Origin of the sequence: Enterobacter cloacae complex sp. 372C4 (assembly GCF_050030615.1) — a bacterium.
Taxonomy (GTDB): Bacteria; Pseudomonadota; Gammaproteobacteria; order Enterobacterales; family Enterobacteriaceae; genus Enterobacter; species Enterobacter intestinihominis.
In genome coordinates this window covers 419,627-441,356 of sequence record NZ_JBLGUQ010000001.1, presented here as the reverse complement: position 1 = coordinate 441,356, position 21,730 = coordinate 419,627, and the positions used below count along the sequence as shown (strand labels likewise).

The 21,730-nt window shown below is 58.8% G+C and carries 19 protein-coding genes; 16 read left to right on the top strand and 3 right to left on the bottom strand.

Going from position 1 to position 21,730, the window contains the following annotated elements; genetic code table 11:
- Positions 1 to 29: 29 nt before the first annotated feature.
- From nuoG to nuoN, 8 genes are all read left to right on the top strand, one after another.
- Positions 30 to 2,753, top strand: a complete 2,724-nt coding sequence (gene nuoG / locus ACQG11_RS02100) for an NADH-quinone oxidoreductase subunit NuoG (protein ID WP_426728139.1) — start codon at positions 30 to 32, stop codon at positions 2,751 to 2,753.
- Positions 2,750 to 3,727, top strand: coding sequence for an NADH-quinone oxidoreductase subunit NuoH (gene nuoH / locus ACQG11_RS02095; protein WP_022648828.1), 978 nt, complete (start codon positions 2,750 to 2,752; stop codon positions 3,725 to 3,727). The genes nuoG and nuoH overlap by 4 nt, the downstream gene beginning before the upstream one ends.
- 14 nt (positions 3,728 to 3,741) lie before the next feature.
- Positions 3,742 to 4,284 (top strand): NADH-quinone oxidoreductase subunit NuoI, encoded by a 543-nt coding sequence (gene nuoI / locus ACQG11_RS02090; protein ID WP_003861491.1) that lies wholly within the window; start codon positions 3,742 to 3,744, stop codon positions 4,282 to 4,284.
- A gap of 10 nt (positions 4,285 to 4,294) precedes the next feature.
- The gene (nuoJ, locus tag ACQG11_RS02085) at positions 4,295 to 4,849 is read left to right on the top strand and encodes an NADH-quinone oxidoreductase subunit J (protein WP_006176507.1); all 555 of its coding nucleotides are present in this window, start codon (positions 4,295 to 4,297) and stop codon (positions 4,847 to 4,849) included.
- Positions 4,846 to 5,148: an NADH-quinone oxidoreductase subunit NuoK gene (nuoK, locus tag ACQG11_RS02080; RefSeq protein ID WP_006176506.1), complete on the top strand. Its 303-nt coding sequence runs from the start codon at positions 4,846 to 4,848 to the stop codon at positions 5,146 to 5,148. Before nuoJ ends, nuoK begins: the two co-directional genes overlap by 4 nt.
- Positions 5,145 to 6,986, top strand: coding sequence for an NADH-quinone oxidoreductase subunit L (gene nuoL, locus ACQG11_RS02075; RefSeq protein WP_023300625.1), 1,842 nt, complete (start codon positions 5,145 to 5,147; stop codon positions 6,984 to 6,986). Before nuoK ends, nuoL begins: the two co-directional genes overlap by 4 nt.
- A 160-nt stretch (positions 6,987 to 7,146) precedes the next feature.
- Entirely contained in the window at positions 7,147 to 8,676 is a 1,530-nt protein-coding gene (gene nuoM, locus ACQG11_RS02070) for an NADH-quinone oxidoreductase subunit M (protein ID WP_022648826.1), read from the top strand.
- 6 nt (positions 8,677 to 8,682) lie between these two features.
- Entirely contained in the window at positions 8,683 to 10,140 is a 1,458-nt protein-coding gene (gene nuoN / locus ACQG11_RS02065) for an NADH-quinone oxidoreductase subunit NuoN (RefSeq protein WP_022648825.1), read from the top strand.
- Between the two features lie 99 nt (positions 10,141 to 10,239).
- Here nuoN and ACQG11_RS02060 read toward each other — a convergent pair whose 3' ends face one another.
- Both ACQG11_RS02060 and rbn read right to left on the bottom strand, forming a co-directional pair.
- On the bottom strand, positions 10,240 to 11,244 hold the full coding sequence (locus ACQG11_RS02060) for a chemotaxis protein (RefSeq protein WP_022648824.1): 1,005 nt from the start codon (positions 11,242 to 11,244) through the stop codon (positions 10,240 to 10,242).
- A 64-nt stretch (positions 11,245 to 11,308) separates the two neighbouring features.
- Positions 11,309 to 12,226, bottom strand: coding sequence for a ribonuclease BN (gene rbn, locus ACQG11_RS02055; RefSeq protein ID WP_022648823.1), 918 nt, complete (start codon positions 12,224 to 12,226; stop codon positions 11,309 to 11,311).
- 71 nt (positions 12,227 to 12,297) lie between these two features.
- Between rbn and ACQG11_RS02050 the strand changes: the two genes are divergently transcribed.
- The 8 genes from ACQG11_RS02050 to menE all read left to right on the top strand — a co-directional run bounded on the left by ACQG11_RS02050 (position 12,298) and on the right by menE (position 20,209).
- Positions 12,298 to 12,762, top strand: a complete 465-nt coding sequence (locus tag ACQG11_RS02050) for a GNAT family N-acetyltransferase (RefSeq protein WP_038416448.1) — start codon at positions 12,298 to 12,300, stop codon at positions 12,760 to 12,762.
- A 50-nt stretch (positions 12,763 to 12,812) separates the two neighbouring features.
- Positions 12,813 to 13,118 carry a stress response protein ElaB gene (gene elaB / locus ACQG11_RS02045; RefSeq protein ID WP_022648821.1) on the top strand — a complete coding sequence of 102 codons (306 nt, stop codon included), beginning with the start codon at positions 12,813 to 12,815 and terminating at the stop codon, positions 13,116 to 13,118.
- A gap of 86 nt (positions 13,119 to 13,204) precedes the next feature.
- Positions 13,205 to 14,500 carry an isochorismate synthase MenF gene (gene menF, locus ACQG11_RS02040; RefSeq protein ID WP_426728138.1) on the top strand — a complete coding sequence of 432 codons (1,296 nt, stop codon included), beginning with the start codon at positions 13,205 to 13,207 and terminating at the stop codon, positions 14,498 to 14,500.
- Positions 14,501 to 14,588: 88 nt separating this feature from the next.
- Positions 14,589 to 16,259 carry a 2-succinyl-5-enolpyruvyl-6-hydroxy-3-cyclohexene-1-carboxylic-acid synthase gene (menD, locus tag ACQG11_RS02035; protein WP_426728137.1) on the top strand — a complete coding sequence of 557 codons (1,671 nt, stop codon included), beginning with the start codon at positions 14,589 to 14,591 and terminating at the stop codon, positions 16,257 to 16,259.
- Positions 16,256 to 17,032 carry a 2-succinyl-6-hydroxy-2,4-cyclohexadiene-1-carboxylate synthase gene (gene menH / locus ACQG11_RS02030; protein WP_155025454.1) on the top strand — a complete coding sequence of 259 codons (777 nt, stop codon included), beginning with the start codon at positions 16,256 to 16,258 and terminating at the stop codon, positions 17,030 to 17,032. Before menD ends, menH begins: the two co-directional genes overlap by 4 nt.
- Positions 17,029 to 17,886: a 1,4-dihydroxy-2-naphthoyl-CoA synthase gene (gene menB / locus ACQG11_RS02025; protein ID WP_426728136.1), complete on the top strand. Its 858-nt coding sequence runs from the start codon at positions 17,029 to 17,031 to the stop codon at positions 17,884 to 17,886. The genes menH and menB overlap by 4 nt, the downstream gene beginning before the upstream one ends.
- A complete protein-coding gene (gene menC / locus ACQG11_RS02020) occupies positions 17,886 to 18,851 on the top strand; it encodes an o-succinylbenzoate synthase (RefSeq protein ID WP_426728135.1) in 966 nt (321 codons plus the stop codon). The genes menB and menC overlap by 1 nt, the downstream gene beginning before the upstream one ends.
- Positions 18,848 to 20,209, top strand: a complete 1,362-nt coding sequence (gene menE, locus ACQG11_RS02015; protein ID WP_063163618.1) for an o-succinylbenzoate--CoA ligase — start codon at positions 18,848 to 18,850, stop codon at positions 20,207 to 20,209. The genes menC and menE overlap by 4 nt, the downstream gene beginning before the upstream one ends.
- Here the strand turns inward: menE and ACQG11_RS02010 are convergent, their stop codons facing one another.
- Positions 20,210 to 21,724 (bottom strand): tripartite tricarboxylate transporter permease, encoded by a 1,515-nt coding sequence (locus ACQG11_RS02010; RefSeq protein WP_023300617.1) that lies wholly within the window; start codon positions 21,722 to 21,724, stop codon positions 20,210 to 20,212.
- Between the last annotated feature and the right edge of the window lie 6 nt (positions 21,725 to 21,730).

The following is a 21,730-nucleotide window of genomic DNA, read 5'->3' as shown; positions in this document are numbered from 1 at the left end:
TTTCGGCCGAGCCAACTGGAAGCATGCTAATGGCTACGATTCATGTAGACGGCAAAGAATACGAAGTCAACGGGGCGGACAACCTGCTGGAAGCTTGTCTGTCTCTTGGCCTCGATATTCCGTACTTTTGCTGGCATCCGGCGCTGGGCAGCGTCGGTGCTTGCCGCCAGTGTGCGGTGAAGCAATATCAAAACGCGGAAGACACGCGTGGTCGACTGGTGATGTCCTGTATGACGCCAGCCACCGAAGGCACTTTTATTTCGATTGATGACGAAGAAGCCAAACAGTTCCGCGAAAGCGTAGTGGAGTGGTTGATGACCAACCACCCACACGACTGTCCGGTGTGTGAGGAGGGTGGTAACTGCCACCTTCAGGATATGACCGTCATGACCGGTCACAGCTTCCGTCGCTATCGCTTTACCAAGCGTACCCACCGAAATCAGGATCTGGGGCCGTTCATCTCTCACGAAATGAACCGCTGCATCGCCTGCTACCGCTGCGTGCGTTATTACAAAGATTATGCAGACGGTCAGGATCTGGGCGTGTATGGCGCGCATGACAACGTTTACTTCGGTCGTCCGGAAGACGGTACGCTTGAAAGCGAATTCTCCGGTAACCTGGTAGAAATCTGCCCGACCGGCGTGTTCACGGATAAAACCCACTCCGAGCGTTACAACCGTAAATGGGACATGCAGTTTGCGCCAAGCATCTGCCAGCAGTGCTCCCTCGGCTGTAACACCAGCCCGGGTGAACGTTACGGTGAACTGCGTCGTATCGAAAACCGTTACAACGGTACCGTTAACCACTACTTCCTCTGCGATCGCGGTCGTTTTGGCTATGGCTATGTGAACCTGAAAGACCGTCCGCGTCAGCCGGTTCAGCGCCGTGGCGACGACGTCATTACCCTCAACGCTGAACAGGCGATGCAGGGCGCGGCAGATATTCTGCGCCAGTCGAAGAAAGTGATCGGCATCGGCTCCCCGCGCGCCAGCATCGAAAGCAACTTCGCGCTGCGCGAGCTGGTTGGGGCGGAAAACTTCTATACCGGTATCGCCCATGGCGAGCAGGAACGTCTGCAACTGGTGCTGAAAGTGCTGCGTGAAGGCGGTGTACACACGCCTGCGCTGCGCGAAATCGAATCCTATGATGCGGTTCTGGTGCTCGGGGAAGACCTGACGCAGACCGGCGCACGCGCGGCTCTGGCGGTTCGTCAGGCGGTGAAGGGTAAAGCACGTGAAATGGCAGCGGCGCAGAAAGTGGCTGACTGGCAGATTGCGGCGATCCTCAACATCGGCCAGCGCGCGAAGCATCCTCTGTTTGTGACTAACGTCGACAACACCCGTCTGGACGATATCGCAGCGTGGACCTACTGCGCACCGGTTGAAGATCAGGCTCGCCTCGGCTTTGCCATTGCCCACGCGCTGGACAGCAACTCGCCGGCCGTTGAACTGGATCGCGACCTGCAGAACAAGGTCGACGTGATTGTTCAGGCGCTGGCGGGGGCGAAGAAACCACTGATCATTTCCGGTACCAACGCCGGTAGCGCTGAAATCATTCAGGCCGCAGCGAACGTTGCCAAAGCCCTGAAGGGCCGTGGCGCTGACGTCGGTGTGACCATGATTGCCCGTGCGGTGAACAGCATCGGACTGGGCATGATTGGCGGCGGCTCGCTGGAAGAAGCGTTAAGCGAACTGGAATCCGGTTCTGCTGATGCGGTGGTAGTGCTGGAAAATGACCTGCATCGCCACGCTTCGGCCGCTCGCGTTGACGCCGCGCTCTCCAAAGCACCGCTGGTGATGGTTATCGACCATCAGCGCACCGCGATCATGGACAAAGCACACCTGGTGCTCTCTGCTGCAAGCTTCGCAGAAAGCGACGGGACGGTGATCAACAACGAAGGCCGCGCACAGCGCTTCTTCCAGGTTTATGACCCGGCCTACTACGACAGCAACACCGTGATGCTGGAAAGCTGGCGCTGGCTGCACTCTCTGCACAGCACCGTGCAGAGTCGTGAAGTGGACTGGACGCAGCTCGACCACGTAATCGACGCGGTTATTGAGAAACTGCCTCAGCTGGCGGGCATTAAAGACGCCGCGCCTGACGCAAGCTTCCGTATTCGCGGCCAGAAACTGGCGCGTGAGCCGCACCGCTACAGCGGTCGTACTGCGATGCGTGCCAACATCAGCGTGCACGAACCGCGTCAGCCGCAGGATAAAGACACCATGTTCGCCTTCTCGATGGAAGGGAACAACCAGCCGTCTGCGCCGCGTTCGCAAATCCCGTTTGCATGGGCACCGGGCTGGAACTCCCCACAGGCATGGAACAAATTCCAGGCTGAAGTGGGTGGTCATCTGCGCCACGGCGATCCGGGCGTGCGTCTGATTGAAGCCTCCGAAACCGATCTGGACTTCTTCTCTACCGTTCCGGAACGTTTCCAGGCTCAGGAAGGCCACTGGCGTATTGCGCCGTACTACCATCTGTTTGGTAGCGACGAAATGTCCCAGCGTTCTCCGGTATTCCAGCAGCGTATGCCGCAGCCGTACATCAAGCTCAACCCGGCGGATGCCGCGAAGCTTGGCGTTAACGCGGGTGCGAACATTGCCTTTAGCTACGACGGCCAGACAATCAGCCTGCCGCTGATTATTTCTGAAAGCCTGTCAGCAGGGCAGGTGGGACTGCCGATGGGTATGCCTGGCATCGCGCCGGTCCTGGCGGGTGCGCATCTTGATAACCTTCAGGAGGCAAAAGCATGAGTTGGTTAACGCCGGATCTTATCGACATCCTGCTGAGCATTCTGAAAGCGGTCGTCATTCTGCTGGTGGTCGTCACCTGCGGCGCGTTCATGAGCTTTGGTGAACGTCGTCTGCTCGGTCTGTTCCAGAACCGTTACGGACCGAACCGCGTGGGCTGGGGTGGTTCACTCCAGCTGGTGGCGGACATGATCAAGATGTTCTTTAAAGAGGACTGGGTTCCGCGCTTCTCGGACCGCGTGATCTTTACGCTGGCGCCGATGATCGCCTTTACCTCGCTGCTGCTGGCGTTTGCTATCGTTCCCGTCAGCCCGACCTGGGTGGTGGCTGACCTGAACATCGGCATTCTGTTCTTCCTGATGATGGCAGGCCTCGCGGTGTACGCGGTGCTGTTCGCAGGCTGGTCCAGTAACAACAAATACTCGCTGCTGGGTGCGATGCGTGCTTCCGCGCAGACGCTGAGCTACGAAGTGTTCCTGGGACTCTCCCTGATGGGCGTGGTGGCGCAGGCCGGTTCATTCAACATGACCGACATCGTCAACAACCAGGCCGACATCTGGAACGTTATCCCGCAGTTCTTTGGTTTTGTGACCTTTGCTATCGCGGGCGTGGCGGTGTGTCACCGTCACCCGTTTGACCAGCCAGAAGCCGAACAGGAACTGGCCGACGGTTACCACATTGAATATTCCGGTATGAAATTCGGTCTGTTCTTCGTGGGCGAGTACATCGGTATCGTCACCATTTCCGCGTTGATGGTAACGCTGTTCTTTGGTGGCTGGCATGGCCCGTTCTTACCGCCGTTCATCTGGTTCGCGCTGAAAACCGCGTTCTTCATGATGATGTTCATTTTGATTCGTGCGTCCTTACCGCGTCCGCGTTATGACCAGGTAATGTCCTTCGGCTGGAAAGTGTGCCTGCCGCTGACGCTCGTCAACTTGTTGGTAACGGCGGCTGTCATTCTCTGGCAGCAGCCATAAGGGGCTTTGAGATCATGACCTTAAAAGAATTACTCGTAGGCTTTGGCACCCAGGTACGCAGTATCTGGATGATCGGCCTGCACGCGTTTGCCAAACGCGAAACCCGGATGTATCCGGAAGAGCCGGTATATCTGCCGCCGCGCTACCGTGGCCGTATCGTGCTGACGCGCGACCCGGACGGTTCCGAGCGCTGCGTAGCCTGTAACCTGTGTGCGGTAGCGTGTCCGGTAGGCTGTATCTCTCTGCAGAAAGCCGAGACGGTGGACGGCCGCTGGTACCCTGAGTTCTTCCGCATCAACTTCTCACGCTGCATTTTCTGCGGTCTGTGTGAAGAAGCGTGCCCAACCACGGCGATTCAGCTGACTCCAGACTTCGAGCTGGGTGAGTACAAGCGTCAGGACCTGGTGTACGAGAAAGAGGATCTGCTGATTTCCGGTCCGGGCAAATACCCGGAATATAACTTCTACCGGATGGCGGGTATGGCAATCGACGGCAAAGATAAGGGCGAAGCAGAGAACGAAGCTAAGCCTATCGACGTCAAGAGCCTGTTACCGTAAGGAGAGGGCAATGGAATTCGCTTTTTATATCTGTGGCCTTATCGCCATCCTGGCTACGCTGCGAGTGATCACGCACACCAATCCGGTGCATGCGTTGCTGTATTTAATCATTTCGCTGCTGGCTATTTCCGGGGTGTTCTTTGCGCTGGGCGCGCATTTTGCCGGTGCGCTGGAAATTATCGTCTACGCGGGTGCCATTATGGTGCTGTTCGTGTTCGTGGTGATGATGCTCAACCTGGGCGGCTCTGAAATTGAACAGGAACGTCAATGGTTAAAACCGCAGGTGTGGATTGGCCCGGCAATTTTGTCGGCCATCATGCTGGTGGTGATTGTTTACGCTATTCTGGGCGTTAACGACCAGGGCATTGACGGCACGCCAATCAGCGCCAAGGCTGTTGGTATTGCGCTGTTTGGTCCGTACGTTCTGGCGGTTGAACTGGCCTCTATGCTGCTGCTGGCGGGCCTGGTTGTTGCCTTCCACGTCGGTCGCGAAGAACGTGTTGGTGAGGTGCTGAGCAACCGCACTGATGACCGTGCGAAAAGAAAAACGGAGGAGCGCGCATGATCCCCTTAACACATGGACTGATCCTCGCTGCGATTTTGTTCGTTCTGGGCTTAACCGGTCTGGTTATCCGCCGCAATCTGCTGTTTATGCTGATCGGTCTGGAAATCATGATCAACGCTTCCGCGCTGGCCTTTGTGGTCGCCGGCAGTTACTGGGGCCAGGCCGACGGTCAGGTGATGTACATTCTCGCCATCAGCCTCGCGGCTGCCGAAGCGAGTATTGGCCTGGCGCTGTTGCTGCAGCTCCATCGTCGCCGCCAGAACCTGAACATCGATTCAGTAAGTGAGTTGCGTGGATGAACATGCTTGCCTTAACCATTATTTTTCCGCTGATTGGCTTCGTGCTGCTGGCATTTTCTCGCGGCCGCTGGTCTGAGAATCTGTCTGCCACCGTGGGCATTGGCTCAATCGGTCTGGCTGCGCTGGTGACAGCGTATGCGGGTATCGATTTCTTTAACAATGGACGTCAGGCCTACAGCGTGCCGCTGTGGAACTGGATGTCGGTCGGTAACTTCAACATCGGTTTCAACCTGGTGCTGGATGGTCTGTCTCTGACCATGCTCTCCGTGGTCACCGGCGTGGGCTTCCTGATCCACATGTTCGCCTCCTGGTATATGCGCGGTGAAGAGGGATACTCCCGCTTCTTCGCCTACACCAACCTGTTTATCGCCAGCATGGTGGTTCTGGTGCTGGCCGATAACCTGCTGCTGATGTATCTGGGCTGGGAAGGCGTGGGTCTGTGCTCTTACCTGCTGATCGGTTTCTACTACACCGATCCGAAGAATGGCGCAGCGGCCATGAAAGCGTTCGTCGTGACCCGCGTGGGTGACGTCTTCCTCGCTTTCGCGCTGTTCATTCTCTACAACGAACTGGGCACGCTGAACTTCCGCGAAATGGTGGAACTGGCGCCAGCGCACTTCGAAGCAGGCAACAACATGCTGTGGTGGGCAACGCTGATGCTGCTGGGTGGTGCTGTGGGTAAATCCGCACAGCTGCCGTTGCAGACATGGCTTGCCGACGCGATGGCGGGTCCAACCCCTGTCTCCGCGCTGATCCACGCCGCGACCATGGTCACCGCCGGTGTCTACCTGATTGCGCGTACCCATGGCCTGTTCCTGATGACCCCGGAAATTCTGCATCTGGTGGGTATCGTCGGTGCGGTTACGCTGGTGCTGGCAGGCTTTGCCGCGCTGGTGCAGACCGACATCAAACGCGTTCTCGCGTACTCCACCATGAGCCAGATTGGTTACATGTTCCTGGCGCTGGGCGTTCAGGCGTGGGACGCAGCCATTTTCCACCTGATGACGCACGCGTTCTTTAAAGCGCTGCTGTTCCTCTCATCCGGTTCGGTGATCCTGGCCTGCCACCACGAGCAGAATATCTTCAAAATGGGCGGACTGCGTAAGTCCATCCCGCTGGTCTATATCTGCTTCCTGGTAGGCGGCGCGGCGCTGGCGGCACTGCCGCTGATTACCGCAGGCTTCTTCAGTAAGGATGAAATCCTGGCGGGCGCCATGGCGAATGGTCATATCAATCTGATGGTTGCGGGTCTGGTCGGTGCGTTTATGACCTCCCTGTACACCTTCCGTATGATTTTCATCGTCTTCCACGGTAAAGAACAAATTCACGCCCACGCAGGGAAGGGGATTACCCACCACCTGCCGCTGATTGTGCTGCTGGTACTCTCCACCTTCGTTGGCGCGATGATTGTGCCACCGTTGCAGGGCGTACTGCCGGCAACAACCGAGCTTGAGCACGGTCGCGTTCTGACGCTTGAAATCACCTCCGGCGTTGTGGCTATCGCGGGCATCCTGATTGCCGCATGGCTGTGGCTGGGCAAACGCACGCTGGTGACTGCCGTTGCCAACAGCGCGCCGGGCCGTCTGCTGGGCACCTGGTGGTACAACGCATGGGGCTTCGACTGGCTGTACGACATGATCTTCGTGAAGCCGTTCCTGGGCATTGCGTGGCTGTTGAAGCGCGATCCGCTGAACAGCCTGATGAATATCCCGGCGATCCTCTCTCGCTTTGCAGGTAAAGGCCTGCTGTACAGCGAGAACGGCTATCTGCGCTGGTATGTGGCATCCATGAGCATCGGTGCGGTTGTCGTGCTGGCGCTGCTGATGGTGTTGCGATAGTGGTTTTTGCCCGGTGGCGCTGCGCTTACCGGGCCTACGAGACCGTAGGTCGGGTAAGCGTGAGCGTCACCCGACACCACAAACCGCACTAACACGTGAATTTTGTCGAATTCGTTGAAAATCGGTCCCTGAGGGACTTTAACAAGGAATAAAAATCGCCATGTTATTACCCTGGCTAATATTAATTCCCTTCATCGGCGGCTTCCTGTGCTGGCAGACTGAACGCTTTGGCGTGAAGATGCCGCGCTGGATCGCGCTGATCACCATGGGATTGACGCTCGCGCTTGGCCTGCAACTGTGGTTGCAGGGTGGCTACTCATTGACCCAGTCTGCGGGCCTTCCGCAGTGGCAGTCTGAGTTCATTCTGCCGTGGATCCCACGTTTCGGTATCACGATCCACCTTGCGATTGACGGTCTGTCGCTGCTGATGGTCGTGCTGACCGGTCTGCTCGGCGTTCTGGCGGTACTCTGCTCCTGGCGAGAAATCGAAAAATACCAGGGCTTCTTCCACCTGAACCTGATGTGGATCCTGGGCGGCGTTATCGGCGTGTTCCTGGCCATCGACATGTTCCTGTTCTTCTTCTTCTGGGAGATGATGCTGGTGCCGATGTACTTCCTGATCGCGCTGTGGGGCCACAAGGCATCCGACGGTAAAACGCGTATCACGGCGGCCACCAAGTTCTTCATCTACACCCAGGCGAGTGGTCTGGTGATGTTGATTGCCATCCTGGCGCTGGTGTTTGTGCATTATAACGCCACCGGCGTCTGGACCTTCAACTATGAAGATCTGCTGAAGACCCCGATGTCCCACGGCGTGGAATACATGCTGATGCTCGGCTTCTTCATCGCCTTCGCGGTGAAAATGCCGGTAGTTCCGCTGCACGGCTGGCTGCCGGACGCGCACTCTCAGGCGCCAACGGCGGGTTCCGTTGACCTGGCGGGTATCTTGCTGAAAACGGCGGCCTACGGTCTGCTGCGTTTCTCCCTGCCGCTGTTCCCGAACGCCTCCGCAGAGTTTGCGCCGATTGCCATGTGGCTTGGCGTGATCGGTATCTTCTACGGTGCATGGATGGCCTTCACGCAGTACGACATCAAACGTCTGATTGCTTACACCTCCGTTTCCCACATGGGCTTCGTACTGATTGCCATCTACACTGGCAGCCAGCTGGCGTACCAGGGCGCGGTGATCCAGATGATTGCGCACGGCCTGTCCGCTGCCGGTCTCTTCATCCTGTGCGGTCAGCTGTACGAACGTCTGCATACCCGCGACATGCGTATGATGGGCGGCCTGTGGGGCAAAATGAAATGGCTGCCTGCACTCTCCATGTTCTTCGCGGTTGCCACCCTGGGTATGCCAGGTACCGGTAACTTCGTTGGCGAATTTATGATTCTGTTCGGCAGCTTCAAAGTGGTTCCGATGATTACCGTCATCTCCACCTTTGGTCTGGTGTTCGCCTCCGTGTACTCGCTGGCGATGCTGCACCGCGCCTACTTCGGTAAAGCGAAGAGCGAAATTGCTGCTAAAGAACTGCCGGGGATGTCGCTGCGTGAGCTGTCCATCATCCTGCTGCTGGTCGTACTGCTGGTGCTGCTGGGCTTCTATCCGCAGCCGATTCTGGATACCTCGCACTCCGCGATGGGTAACATCCAGCAGTGGTTTGTTAATTCTGCTTCTACTACAAGGCCGTAATTCGCCATGACAATAACTCCACAACAACTGATCGCGCTGCTACCGCTGCTGATCGTCGGATTGACGGTGGTGGTTGTGATGCTCTCCATTGCGTGGCGACGCAATCACTTCCTGAATGCGACCCTGTCCGTTCTGGGTCTGAACGCTGCGTTAGTCTCCCTCTGGTTTGTTGGCCAGGCGGGCGCAATGGACGTCACGCCGCTGATGCGCGTTGACGGCTACGCCATGCTCTACACCGGTCTGGTGCTGCTGGCGAGCCTGGCAACCTGTACCTTTGCGTACCCGTGGCTCGAAGGTTACAACGACAACAAAGAAGAGTTTTACCTGCTGGTACTGATTGCCGCGCTCGGCGGCATTCTGCTGGCGAACGCGAACCACATGGCCGCGCTGTTCCTCGGTATTGAGCTGATCTCACTGCCGCTGTTCGGCCTGATTGGTTACGCTTTCCGTCAGAAGCGCTCTCTGGAAGCGGCGATCAAGTACACCATCTTGTCCGCTGCTGCGTCGTCGTTCCTGCTGTTCGGTATCGCGCTGCTGTATGCACAGACGGGTAACCTCTCCTTCCTGGCGCTCGGTAAGAGCCTCGGCGACGGTATGATGCACGAGCCGCTGCTGCTGGCGGGTCTGGGCATGATGATTGTAGGCCTTGGCTTTAAACTCTCTCTGGTGCCGTTCCACCTGTGGACGCCAGACGTTTATCAGGGTGCGCCAGCGCCGGTCTCTACCTTCCTGGCGACGGCGAGTAAAATCGCTATCTTTGGCGTGGTCATGCGTCTGTTCCTGTATGCCCCGGTGGGTGACAGCGAAGCGGTTCGCGTGGTGCTGGGCATTATCGCGTTCGTCTCCATCATCTTCGGTAACCTGATGGCGCTGAGCCAGACCAACATTAAGCGTCTGCTGGGCTACTCCTCAATCTCCCATCTGGGCTACCTGCTGGTGGCGCTGATTGCGCTGCAAAGCGGTGAGATGTCGATGGAAACCGTGGGTGTGTATCTGGCCGGTTACCTGTTCAGCAGCCTCGGCGCGTTCGGCGTGGTGAGCCTGATGTCCAGCCCGTACCGTGGGCCGGATGCAGATTCCCTGTTCTCCTACCGTGGTCTGTTCTGGCACCGTCCGATTCTGTCTGCGGTAATGACCGTGATGATGCTCTCTCTGGCGGGTATCCCGATGACGCTGGGCTTTATCGGTAAGTTCTACGTGCTGGCCGTCGGTGTGCAGGCGGGTCTGTGGTGGCTGACTGCCGGTGTCGTTATCGGCTCCGCGATTGGTCTTTACTACTACCTGCGTGTGGCTGTGAGCCTGTACCTGAGCGCGCCTCAGCAGCTCAACCGTGATGCACCGTCCAACTGGCAGTACAGCGCCGGGGGGATCGTGGTGCTGATCTCCGCGCTTCTGGTGCTAATCTTCGGTATCTATCCGCAGCCGCTAATTGAGATTGTGCAGCGCGCGATGCCGCTGATGTAAAAGCAAAAAACCCGCCTCGGCGGGTTTTTTATTGCCCAGCGGCGCTACGCTTGCAGGGCCTACAGGTCTTGTAGGTCGGGTAAGCGAAGCGCCACCCGACTAAGCTAACTGCTTCCTGCTTATAAGCGGCCCGTCAATCTTCTTCATCGAGCGGTCCAGCACCTCTTCAATCACCGACGACAGCTCATTCAGCTCAAACTTCGCCACATAGCCGTCAGCCTTCACTTTGCGTATATGATCTTCGTTCGCGTTGCCGGAAAGAGACGAGTGGATCACCACCGGAATATCTTTCAGTACCGGGTCAGTTTTGATTTTGCGTGTCAGCGTAAAGCCGTCCATCTCCGGCATTTCGAGGTCGGTTAATACCAGGGCAATCTTATCGGTAACGGGGACGCCCTCAGCCTGAGCCTGCGCGGCCAGCTGAGTGATTTTCTCCCATGCGTCTTTGCCGGTGATATGCAGCTGAGCCGGGATCTCCATTGCCTGCAATCCCTTCTCCAGCATTGAGCGCGCTACTTTCGAGTCTTCAGCAACAATCGCGACAGAGCCAGGCTTGATGTTGAATTTGGTGGTTTCCAGATGGGTGGCGTGCAGATCGTGGTTCGCCGGGGTGATGTCATACAGGATCTGCTCCACGTCGAGCACCATTGCCAGATCGTTGGTATCGGTCTTTTCGTCCAGACAGGCAATGCTGGTGATGTAGCGACCGCTGACGGCGGTTTCCGCGGCGTGCACCTGCTTCCAGTCGAGACGCATGATATTCTCCACCGATTCCACGGCAAACGCCTGCACGCTGCGGGCATATTCGGTGATCAGCAAAATGTTTAGCCCGGTGGCTGGCTTGCAGCCAGCGACGGCGGCCAGATCGATCACCGGGATCACCTGGTCGCGAATATTTACCATCCCCATCAGCGGAGACTTCATTCCCGCTGGTTTGGTGAAGGTCGGCATCGGCACAATTTCGCGCAGTTTGAACACGTTGATGCCGAACAGCTCGGATTTATTTTCGTTCAGAGAGGTGCCAAGACGGAACAGCAACAGTTCAAAACGGTTGGACTGGGTCAGGTTTGCCCTGTCATCAATATCTTTCTGGAAATTATCCATTCTACCCTCAAGAGAAATGCTTGCCTTTTAATCGTTATCGGCACCCTGAGGGAAAAATGAAGGACTAAACGCTGACCTGAGCAAAATCTTCCGCCAGCTCGCATGCCGGGAACACCTCCCGACACTCTGCCAGCAGGCTTTCACAGCCGCGGACGTCATAGCGTGAGCTGACGTGAGTGACAATCAGTTTCCGGACGCCAGCCTCGCGCGCCAGCTGCGCGGCCTGACGCGTTGAGCTGTGCCCCCGGCTATTGGCTTTTTCTTCCATCGCCGCTTCCAGCGTTGCCTCATGCACCATCACATCCACACCCCCGGCAAGCCGGAGCGCCGAAGGGCAGGGGGCGGTATCCCCAAAAATAGCCAGTTTTTTGCCCGGCTGCGGCGGCGCAAGGTAATCCTGACCGTTGATAACGCGCCCGTCTTCCAGCGTGACGGTCTCGCCGTGCTTCAGACGCTGGAACAGCGGGCCAGGTTTCACCCCATCGGCCTGCAACGCGGCGGCGTTCAGCGCGCCGGGCTTGTCATGCTCCTCAACGCGATAGCCGTAGCATTCCACCGGATGGTTAAGCGGGTAAGCGCGCACCTGGTAATCTCCGTCGTCGAACACCAGACCTTCGCCGATCTCAACCACCTCCAGCGGATAATCGGTCCACGAGCCGCTCAGGCGCAGCGTGGTCTCAACGAATGCCTGAATACCCGCAGGGCCATAAATGGTCAGCGGGTTAGCGTTACCGGCCATCGAACGGCTACACAGCAGGCCCGGCAGGCCAAACAGATGGTCGCCGTGCAGATGGGTGATAAATATTTTATCCACTTTCCCCGGGTGGTATGAGGTATGCAGCAACTGATGCTGCGTACCTTCGCCGCAGTCAAACAGCCACAGCCCGCCGCGGGTAGGATGCTTAAGATCCAGCAGAATCGCCGTCACGTTGCGTGAGCGGGTTGGCACGCCCGCGGACGTACCCAGAAAAATCAGTTCCATAACGCAATCAGCCCTTTGCCGAATGGGAAGGGGTTTAGTATAACGTGATGAACCCCAGGAAGGAGAAACACATGATCCAGTGGCAAGATCTACACCACAGCGAACTGACTATTCAGTCACTCTACGCCCTGCTCAAACTGCGCTGCGAAGTTTTTGTGGTTGAACAAACCTGCCCGTATCAGGATATCGACGGCGATGACCTGGTCGGCGAGAACCGGCACATCCTCGGCTGGCGCGATAACGAGCTGGTGGCGTATGCGAGGATTCTGAAAAGCGAAGAGGATTTTGACCCTGTCGTCATTGGCCGCGTCATTATCAGCGGAAGCGCGCGCGGTGAAAAGCTGGGCTATCAGCTGATGGAAAAAACGCTGGACGCATGCCAGAAACGGTGGCCAGACAAGGCGTTATACCTGGGCGCGCAGGCGCATTTGCAATCATTCTATGGCCATTTTGGTTTTACCCCGGTCACGGACATTTACGATGAAGATGGCATCCCACACATTGGTATGGCGCGCGAAGCGAAACAGGCGCAATAGCGAGACGTTGTCTATAGTTATCGGACTGGTGTACTAACATGGAGAAAAATATGTCATTTCAATCCTGGGATACCCGAGCAGACGACGATCTAACGCTGTTAAGCGAAACGCTGGAAGAAGTACTGCGCTCTTCAGGCGATCCTGCCGATCAGAAGTACATTGAGCTTAAAGCCCGCGCCGAGCAGGCGCTGCATGACGTGAAAAACCGCGTCAGCAACGCATCCGACAATTACTACTACCGCGCCAAACAGGCGGTTTATCGTGCCGACGATTATGTGCACGAAAAGCCATGGCAGGGTATTGGGGTCGGTGCGGCCGTAGGGCTGGTGCTGGGCCTGCTGTTAGCCCGTCGTTAAGCCGGTAAACCCCTCCCTACACGTGGGTACTGCTATTTATCATCAGTACCCCGTATAATGTAAGGTTTTAACAGGGAGAGGTTCGCGTGCATTCGATTTCCATCGCGCTGGAACGCCTGCGCACTCAGCTTGCGCAAGCGTTACCCGCTACACCCGGTTTACGCCATTTCGATGTCTCTTTCCCGTTAAACGACGCCTTCGATCCGTTGGCCTGGCTGGGTGTGCAGCGATGCTATCCCCAGTTTTACTGGCAACAGCGGAGCGGTGATGAAGAACTTGCCGCGCTCGGAAGCCTCGCCCATTTTGACTCTCTGGCCTCGGCCTCCCGGTTTTTGCACACCCATGACGTAGCCAATGATACCCGTATCTGCGGCCTGAACGCCTTCAACCCGGCACAGGGAAAGCTGTTTTTACCACGCCTTCTCTGGCGACGGTCTGGCGGGGTCGCCACGCTGCGCCTGCAACTGTGGAGCGAAACGTCGCTGTGTGATGATGCCGGTGACGCACTGAAGTTTATTGATAACCTGCGCGACGCCGCGCCGATCCGCCCGTTGTCCGTGCAGATTGTGCAGGAAACCCATCATCCGGAAAAACCGGAATGGCTGGCGTTGATTCGTCAGGCGACGGATACCCTTGCTCGCGGCGATTTTGAGAAAGTGGTGCTCGCACGTGCTACAGACGTGCAGTGCCAGCAGCCCGTGAACGCCATCGCGCTAATGGCCGCCAGCCGCGCGCTAAACCTCAACTGCTATCATTTTAGTATGGTCTTTGACGCCAGCAACGCGTTCCTCGGCTCGACGCCCGAGCGACTTTGGCGGCGACGCGGCATGCTGCTGCGCACTGAAGCGCTGGCAGGCACCGTCGCCAGCCATTCTGACGATAAGCAGGCCCAGCGTCTGGGCGACTGGCTGATGAACGACGACAAAAATCAGCGGGAAAATATGCTGGTGGTGGAAGATATCTGCCAGCGTCTTCAGCACCATACCCGGACGCTGGAGATCCTCCCAGCGCAGGTGCTGCGTCTGCGCAAGGTGCAGCATTTACGCCGCTGTATCTGGACCGAACTCAAACAATCTGATGACGAGCAGTGTCTGCATATTCTGCAACCGACGGCCGCGGTGGCCGGGCTGCCGCGTCAGGCAGCGCGAGAATTTATTGCGAAAGTGGAGCCGTTTGACCGGGAGTGGTACGCCGGATCGGCGGGCTATTTATCGCGCGATCAAAGCGAGTTCTGCGTGGCATTACGCTCCGCCCGCGTTCATGACGCCGCGCTGCGTCTTTATGCGGGGGCGGGCATCGTCAGCGGCTCCGATCCAGAGCAGGAGTGGCAGGAGATCGAAAATAAGGCCGCCGGGCTGCGTTCCCTCCTCCTGAGGGATTAATACTGATTCGTGCAATCCCGATTCATATCAAAATTCTGACTTTTTCTATTATTTATACTGTGTCGCATTCTTGATACTGGACAATCTCATGTCAGTAAGTTCTTTTAACCGACGCTGGGCGACGGTGATCCTTGAAGCCCTGACCCGCCATGGTGTCAGGCATGTGTGTATTGCTCCGGGCTCTCGCTCCACGCCGCTCACCCTTGCTGCGGCGGAAAACAGGGCTTTTATTCATCACACCCATTTTGACGAGCGTGGTCTCGGCCACCTGGCGCTCGGGCTGGCGAAAGTCAGCAACGCGCCCGTGGCGGTGATAGTGACTTCCGGCACGGCGGTGGCAAACCTCTATCCCGCGCTGATTGAAGCGGGGTTAACCGGCGAAAAGCTGATTTTACTCACCGCCGATCGTCCTCCGGAACTTATTGACTGCGGCGCGAACCAGGCGATTCGTCAGCCTGGCATTTTTGCCTCGCATCCTTCACAGACGGTCTCGTTGCCGCGCCCCACCCAGGATATTCCCGCCAGCTGGCTGGTCTCAACTCTCGACCACGCCATGAACGCACTGCGCAGCGGCGGGCTGCACATTAACTGCCCGTTTGCCGAACCGCTGTACGGCGAAATGAACGAGACCGGCCTAGCCTGGCAACAGCAGCTGGGAGAATGGTGGGAGAGCGAAAAGCCCTGGCTGCGTGAGCAGACGCATCTGGAAAGCGCTAAGCAGCGCGACTGGTTCTTCTGGCGCCAGAAGCGCGGGGTGGTGATTGCCGGGCGGATGAGTGCGGCGGAAGGCAAGCTGGCGGCGGAGTGGGCACAAACGCTTGGCTGGCCGCTGATTGGTGACGTGCTTTCCCAGACGGGCCAGCCGCTGCCCTGCGCTGACCTCTGGCTGGGGAACGCGAAAGCGGTCACCGAGCTGGCGCAGGCGCAAATTGTCGTCCAGCTGGGCTCGAGCCTGACGGGCAAGCGACTGCTCCAGTGGCAGGCCACCTGTACGCCAGAAGAGTACTGGCTGGTGGATCAGCTCGAAGGACGCCTTGACCCTGCGCACCATCGCGGTCGCCGCCTGGTGAGCGATATTGACAGCTGGCTGGAATTGCATCCGGCGGAAAAACGCAAACCCTGGGCGGTGGAGATCCCGGCGCTGTCGCGTCAGGCGTGGGAACTCACCAAAGCGCAGTGCGAGGAGTTCAGTGAAGCCGGGCTGGCGCACCGTATCCGCAAATATCTTCCCGAGCAGGGGCAACTTTTTGTCGGTAACAGCCTGGTGGTGCGCCTGATTGACGCCTTTTCGCAGCTGCCCGCGGGTTATCCGGTATACAGCAACCGGGGCGCGAGCGGCATTGACGGGCTGATCTCCACCGCCGCTGGCGTACAGCGGGCCAGCGCAAAATCCACGCTGGCGATTGTGGGGGATCTCTCAGCCCTCTACGATCTCAACGCGCTGGCGCTCCTGCGTCAGGCGTCGGCTCCGTTCGTGCTGATTGTTGTTAACAATAACGGCGGACAGATTTTCTCCCTGCTGCCGACGCCGCAAAGCGAACGTGAGCGCTTCTATCTGATGCCGCAAAACGTGCAGTTCGAACACGCCGCCGCCATGTTCAGCCTGAAGTACCATCGCCCGGAAAACTGGGACGCGCTGGAGACGGCGCTGAACACCGCCTGGCGGCAGCCTGGCGCGACGCTGATTGAGCTGGTGGTAAACGATTCTGACGGCGCGCAGAAGCTGCAACATCTGCTGGCGCAGGTGAGTCACCTGTGATCCTCGCTGGCGTCACTCAGCCCGGAAAACCAGGCTACCCCTGGCTGGTTTTCCTGCACGGTTTTTCCGGCGACTGTCGTGAGTGGCAGACCGTTGGGGCGTCGCTGCATGACTACCCCAGGCTCTACCTTGACCTGCCCGGGCACGGTGGTTCAGCGGATACGGGCGTGACGGGGTTTGCAGAGGTAAGTGAATTGCTCACGTATACCTTAATTAGTTACAACATACTAAATTACTGGCTGGTAGGGTACTCACTCGGTGGCCGCATTGCGATGTTCCATGCCTGCCAGCATCCTGCGGGGTTAGACGGGGTGATTGTGGAAGGTGGACACCCTGGGCTGCAAGACGTCGAGGCGCGCCAGGCGCGGCTGACCTCGGACCGCCGCTGGGCGTCACGTTTTCGCAGTGAGCCGCTTGAAGCCGTCTTTGCCGACTGGTATCAACAGCCGGTCTTTACCTCCCTTACGGATGAACAGCGCAACACGCTGATCGCGCTGCGTAGCCGGAACAACGGCCCGAGGCTGGCTGAGATGCTGGAAGCCACCTCGCTTGCCGTTCAGCCTGATTTACGTCCCGCGCTCACCGCGCGTGATTTTTCTTTCGACTATCTCTATGGCGAACGTGACGGGAAGTTTGCAGCCATCGCTGCTGAACTTAACGCCATGCGTCATGCTATCCCTCATGCCGGACACAACGCCCACCGGGACAACCCGGAAGCGGTTGCCGCGAGTCTGGCTCAGATACTACGTTATCGAACAAAGGACACGCTATGATCTATCCTGATGAAAACACGCTTTACGCGCCGGTTGAATGGCAGGACTGCTCCGAAGGCTACACCGACATTCGCTACCACAAATCCACCGATGGTATCGCCAAAATCACCATCAATCGTCCACAGGTACGCAACGCGTTTCGTCCGCTGACCGTAAAAGAGATGATCCAGGCGCTGGCGGATGCACGCTACGACGACAACATCGGCGTCATCGTCCTCACCGGGGAAGGGGAGAAAGCCTTCTGCTCGGGCGGCGATCAGAAAGTCCGCGGCGACTACGGCGGATACCAGGATGATGCCGGCACGCACCACCTGAACGTGCTGGATTTCCAGCGCCAGATCCGCACCTGTCCAAAACCGGTGGTTGCGATGGTGGCAGGTTATTCCATCGGCGGCGGTCATGTGCTGCACATGATGTGTGACCTGACTATCGCGGCAGAAAATGCCATTTTCGGTCAGACTGGCCCGAAAGTTGGCTCCTTCGACGGCGGCTGGGGGGCATCCTACATGGCGCGCATCGTCGGCCAGAAAAAAGCCCGCGAAATCTGGTTCCTGTGCCGTCAGTACAACGCCCAGGAAGCGCTGGACATGGGGCTGGTTAACACCGTGGTGCCGATCGCCGATCTGGAAAAAGAGACCGTGCGCTGGTGTCGCGAAATGCTGCAAAACAGCCCAATGGCGCTGCGCTGCCTGAAAGCGGCCCTCAACGCCGACTGTGACGGTCAGGCGGGACTTCAGGAGCTGGCGGGTAACGCCACCATGCTGTTCTATATGACCGAAGAGGGTCAGGAAGGGCGCAACGCGTTCAACGAAAAACGCCAGCCAGACTTCAGCAAATACAAACGGAACCCGTAATGCGTCGCGCGCAGGTTTACCGCTGGCAGATACCGATGGACGCGGGCGTGGTACTGCGTGAAAGGCGGTTAAAAACCCGTGATGGCTTTTTCGTGCATCTCCGGCAGGGCGAGAGGGAAGGGTGGGGCGAAATCGCCCCGCTTCCGGGCTTTAGCCTGGAAACGCTGGATGAGGCGCAGGCGGCGCTGATGGCCTGGACGCACGAATGGCGTGAGGGGGCAGATCCGTCGCTGCCGGACGTTCCTTCTGTCGCGTTCGGCATCAGCTGCGCGCTGGCAGAGCTGGACGGCCGTTTGCCGGATGCGGCGAATTATCGCGCCGCGCCGCTCTGTTCCGGCGATCCGGATGAACTTTTCGCGCTGCTCTCCGGGATGCCTGGCGAGAAGGTGGCGAAAATTAAGCTCGGCCTGTACGAAGCGGTGCGCGACGGAATGGTGGTTAACCTGTTACTGGAAGCCATTCCCGATCTGCACCTGCGCCTGGACGCCAACCGCGCCTGGACGCCGCTCAGGGCGCAGCAGTTTGCGAAGTACGTCAACCCGGCGTACCGCAACCGCATCGCGTTTCTCGAAGAGCCGTGCAAAACGCGCGACGACTCTCGCGCCTTCGCCCGGGAAACCGGCATTGCCATTGCCTGGGATGAGAGCCTGCGCGAAGCCGGTTTTACGTTTGCCGCCGAGCCGGGCGTCGGTGCCGTGGTCATTAAGCCAACGCTGACCGGCAGCCTCGACAAGGTGCGCGAGCAGGTTGCGGCGGCCCATGCCGCAGGGCTGACGGCGGTGATCAGTTCATCCATCGAATCCAGCCTCGGGCTGACGCAACTGGCGCGCATCGCTGCATGGTTAACGCCGGACACCGTTCCCGGTCTTGATACGCTAAACCTGATGCAGGCCCAGCTGATTCGCCATTGGCCGGACAGCACCTTGCCGTGCCTCGATGTCGGGACGCTGGAGCCGCTGCAATGACTTTTACCGACTGGCCGTGGCGGCACTGGCGCTCCAGGAGTGCCGATACACCCGCGCTGCGTTTAGACGATATAACGCTCAACTGGTCACAGCTGGGCGAGCGTATCGATCGTCTGGCAGCCGGTTTTCAGTCTCAGGGTGTCAGGGACGGTGACGGCGTCATGCTGCTCGCCCACAACCATCCGCAGACCCTGCTGGCCTGGCTGGCGCTGCTTCAGTGCGGCGCCCGCATTTTGCCGGTGAACCCTCAGCTTCCCCGTCCGCTGCTGGACGTCCTCCTGCCGCAGATGACCCTGCGCTTTGCGCTGGTGCTTAACGGTGAGTATGACGGTCTGCCTGGGCTGGCATTAAGAGAGGGCGAGGAGCAGGGCGGGGTGACGTGGCGGGCAGAACGGCTGGCCTCAATGACGCTCACCTCCGGCTCCACCGGCTTGCCGAAAGCGGCGGTGCACACCTGTGCCGCCCACCTTGCCAGCGCAAAAGGCGTGTTGTCGCTGATGCCTTATGGCGGTGATGACGACTGGCTGCTGTCCTTGCCGCTGTTTCACGTCTCCGGTCAGGGGATTTTGTGGCGCTGGTTGCAGGGCGGAGGCCGTCTCACCGTGCGTGAAAAACAGCCGCTGGAGCAGGCCCTGCAGGGCTGTACCCACGCCTCGCTGGTGCCGACGCAGCTGTGGCGGCTGCTCAATTCACACCATCCCGTTGCGCTGAAAGCCGTGCTGCTCGGCGGGGCGGAAATCCCCGTTGAGCTGACCGAACAGGCGCGCAAGCAGGGGATCCGCACGTTCTGCGGCTACGGTCTGACCGAGTTCGCCTCCACCGTCTGCGCCAAAGAGGCCGACGGCGCGCCGGACGTGGGCAGCGCGCTGCCGGGCAGAGACCTTCAGGTGGTGAACGGTGAAGTCTGGATCCGGGCGGAAAGCATGGCGGCGGGCTACTGGCGAGACGGTGCCTTACTGCCGCTGGTCAACGAGCAGGGCTGGTTCGCCACCCGCGATCGCGGCGAGTGGCATGACGGACGCCTGACCATTCTGGGCCGAATGGACAATCTCTTTTTCAGCGGCGGAGAAGGGATCCAGCCGGAAGCGCTGGAGCGCGTTATCGTCACACATCCGCAGGTAAGCCAGGTGTTTATCGTCCCGCTGGATGACGCCGAATACGGGCAACGCCCGGTGGCGGTAGTGGAATGTGAGCCGGGCACGGATATCACGCTGTTGCCGGAGTGGGTTCAGGGCAGGCTGGCGCGCTTTGAGCAGCCGGTACACTGGCTGGCGCTGCCGTCAGAACTGAAAAATGGCGGGATAAAGATCTCCCGCCAGGCGTTAAGGCAGTGGGTCAATGCCCTGTTGAGGGGCTAATCAGCCGATATCCGGCTGCGGTTTCTGCTGGCGTCGACGCATCCAGCGCAGCACCGGCGGCACGACAATCACCATGATCGCCATCGCCAGCAGGATCTTCGTCACGCTGCTCTCCCACAGGATCGCCATGTTGCCATTGCTGATGGAGAGGGCGCGGCGCAGGTTCTGCTCCAGCATTTCCCCCAATACAAACCCTAAAATCAGCGGCGACATCGGGAAGTGCATCTTGCGCAGAATGTAGCCCAGCACGCCGAGCAGCACCATTAACACCAGGTCGAAGGTGGTGCTGTGCACCGCGTACACCCCAACCGCAGAGACGGCGGCGATGGCCGGGACCAGGAACCACAGGGGAATGGTCAGCATGCGGGTGAACAGCCCGATCAGCGGGATGTTCATTACCAGCAGCATCACGTTGGCGATCAGCAGGGCGGCAATCAAACCCCAGACGATATCGGGCTGCTCGGTAAACATCGCCGGACCCGGGGTGATGTTATAGAGCGTCAGCGCGCCCATCATTACCGCCGTGGTGCCGGAGCCCGGCACGCCGAGGGTCAGCATCGGGATAAACGAGCCGCAGGCCGAGGCGTTATTCGCCGCCTCCGGCGCCGCCACGCCGCGGATATCGCCTTTGCCGAAGCTGTCGCTGTTACCGCTCAGCTTTTTCTCGGTCATGTAGGTGATGGCGCTGGCGATAGTCGCCCCCGCGCCTGGCAGAATGCCGACGAAGAAACCGATCACCGACGAACGCAGGGTGGCACCCACACACTGCGCCCCCTCTTTGGCATTAAAGAGCATGCGGCCGGTTTTGCGCACCAGCGTCTGCCCGCTGCTGGTATGTTCCAGCATCAGTAAGATTTCTGAGACAGAGAACAGGCCAATCACGACGACAATGAACTGCACGCCGTCGGACAGGTGAACGCTGTCGAAGGTAAAGCGATAAACCCCGGTGTTGGCATCCACGCCGACGGTGGCCAGACTGAGGCCAATCAACGCAGACAAAAACGACTTCAGCGGATTCTGCGCCATCATGCTGCCGAGACAGGCGATGGCGAATACCATCAGGGCAAAATACTCGGCCGGACCAAACGCCAGCGACCACTGGGCCAGCGCCGGGGCGAAGAGGATGATGCCGCCAATGGCGATCAGGGAGCCAAAGAACGAGCTGACGGCGGAAATAGAGAGCGCCACGCCGCCGCGTCCCTGCTGTGCCATCGGATAGCCATCCAGCGCGGTCATAATGGCGGCGGCATCGCCAGGAACGTTAAGCAGTATCGAGGAAATACGCCCCCCGTATTCGCAGCCGATATAAACCGTCGCCAGCAGGATCAACGCCGATTCCGCAGGCAGGTGCAGCGCAAAGGCCAGCGGCAGTAAAATCGCCACGCCGTTGATAGGCCCAAGGCCCGGCAGCAGGCCAACGATCGTCCCGACGAAACAGCCGATCAGGGCGATCACCAGGTTTTCCGGGGTCATCGCTACCGCGAACCCCTGAGAGAGATAGATCCAGGTATCCATAGCGTG